This window comes from Calidithermus terrae (assembly GCF_003574345.1).
GTDB classification, from domain to species: domain Bacteria; phylum Deinococcota; class Deinococci; order Deinococcales; family Thermaceae; genus Calidithermus; species Calidithermus chliarophilus.
The window spans coordinates 1-1,600 of the sequence record NZ_QXDL01000398.1 but is presented as its reverse complement, the minus strand read 5'-3'; the positions used below and the strand labels follow the sequence as shown (position 1 = coordinate 1,600).

General features: G+C 73.7%; 2 protein-coding genes. One reads left to right on the top strand and one right to left on the bottom strand.

Features of this window, described 5'->3' with window-relative positions:
* A partial coding sequence (locus tag Mterra_RS21120; RefSeq protein WP_119316861.1) for a M20/M25/M40 family metallo-hydrolase occupies positions 1 to 675 on the bottom strand: 675 nt, incomplete at its 3' end.
* Positions 676 to 754: 79 nt separating this feature from the next.
* Here Mterra_RS21120 and Mterra_RS21115 point away from each other — a divergent pair.
* On the top strand, positions 755 to 1,600 hold an 846-nt coding region (locus tag Mterra_RS21115; RefSeq protein WP_176582569.1), incomplete at its 3' end, for an alkaline phosphatase D family protein.

The following is a 1,600-nucleotide window of genomic DNA, read 5'->3' as shown; positions in this document are numbered from 1 at the left end:
GCCCAGCAGGGGGTGGGCGGGGCCGGAGCGCAGGCGCAGCCCGAGCTGCTCGAGCGCCACCAGCACCCGGCCCATGTGGGCGATGGCGTCCACGCCGAGGTCGGGCCTCGAGCCGTGGGCAGCGACCCCGCGGGTCTCGACCTCCAGCCACACGAAGCCCTTGTGCGCGACCACCAGCTCGAGCTCGCTCGGCTCGGCGACGACGGCGGCGTCGGCGCGGAAGCCGGCTTGCACCAGCTCGAAGCTGCCCAGGCTGGCGTACTCCTCGTCGGCCACGCAGGCGGCGATCACGTCCCCGCGCAGGCCCAGCTTCCTCGCCTCGGCCACCGCCCACAGCATGGCCGCCACCCCGCCCTTCATGTCGTAGGCGCCCCGCCCGTAGAGGCGGCCCCCCTCCGCGCGGGGCCGGAAGGGCTCGGCCATCCCGGCCACGCCCACGGTGTCGAGGTGACCGTTGAACAGCAGCGAGCGGCCCCCGCCCGTGCCGCGGGCTACCGCGACCACGCTGGGGCGGCCCGGCGTGGCCTCGAGCCAATGCACCTCGAGGCCCTGCTCGCGGCACCAGCCGGCGACGAAACGGGCGATCTCGCCCTCGCCGGGGGCGCCGGGCACCAGGTCGGGGTTGACGGAGTTGAGGGCGACCAGCCGGCGGAGGAGTTCCTGGGCAGGGGTCATGATCGTATACGATACAGCAAAATCGTATACAGGCTGCTCGCCTCATGCACCCCGGGCGCGCCCCGGTAGGATGCTGGGGATGAAGCTCAAGCGGCGCGAAGTGCTGGGCCTTGGCGCGGGCCTCTTGGGGCTGGGCGCGGCGCAGAGCGGCCCCGAAACCCTCGCCCACTTCCCCTTAGGGGTGGCCTCCGGCGACCCCAGCGACAGCGGGGTGGTGCTGTGGACCCGCCTGGCCCCCGAGGCCTGGCAGGAGGGGGAGGGGCTGGAGTTCGAGATCACCGAGGCCGCCGACCCCGCCTTCGCCGCGCCCCGCTTCGCCGGGCCCGCCGTGCAGCCGCGCCCGGAGAACGACTTCACCAGCGTCACCGACCTCTCGGGGCTGCTCGAGCCGGGCCGCGCCTACCTCTACCGCTTCCGCTACCGGGGGGTCTACAGCCCCGTGGGGCGCACCAAGACCCTGCCCGCCCCCGGCGAGACGCCCGCGCTGCTGCGGATCGGGCTGGTGACCTGCCAGGAGTTCACCAGCGGCTACTGGGGGGCCTTCGCCCACCTGGCCCGCGAAAACCTCGACGCGGTGCTGCACCTGGGCGACTTTATCTACGAGACCTCCGCCGACCCCCGCTGGCGCAAGCTGCGCTTCCCCGACCGCGGCTACCGTCTCCCCAGCGGCAGCTACCTGGCGGTGAACCTGGCCGACTACCGCGCCATCTACCGCGCCTACCGCTCCGACCCCTTTTTGCAGATGGCCCTGGCCGCGCACCCCTGGGTCTTCCTGTGGGACGACCACGAGATGGCCAACGACTACTACTGGGACGCGGCCCACGACGCCCCCGGCGCCCCCGGCGAGGGCGAGATCGCCCGTTTCGTCGCCGGCTGGTGCCGCGAGCAGGGCCTCGAGGTGCATTGGCTCGAGGCCACGCCGGGC